Genomic DNA, 294 nt, shown 5'->3' on the forward strand with positions numbered 1-294 from the left:
AGTCGTTCATTTTTGGGCGGTTTTTTTTAGGCACGGGTATTGCTACGTCCCTCGAAACGTTCCGTTTAACTGACGGTCAGCCAAGCGAGAGAGCACAATGCCCCAAGCCGCCCAGATGTCTCCTGTCCCTGACGCTTCGGGACAACCGTCGTACGTAGAGCAGGCAAGCCGGATTGGCCTTGAGCAGGCGTTTGCGCTGTTCAGCCAGATGTCGAGTCAACTGACCGATTCCTACAGCATGCTTGAAGCCCGGGTCACCGAGCTCAAGGGCGAGTTGGCCGTGGTCAGTGCACA

At 56.8% G+C, this 294-nt stretch carries 1 pseudogene; it reads left to right on the top strand.

Annotation, left to right across the window (positions count from 1 at the left end):
* Positions 1 to 115: 115 nt before the first annotated feature.
* A pseudogene (locus tag BK660_RS31785) lies at positions 116 to 294 on the top strand (PAS domain-containing sensor histidine kinase); the annotation flags it as partial.

Source organism: Pseudomonas brassicacearum (assembly GCF_003732265.1).
Taxonomy (GTDB): Bacteria; Pseudomonadota; Gammaproteobacteria; order Pseudomonadales; family Pseudomonadaceae; genus Aquipseudomonas; species Aquipseudomonas brassicacearum_D.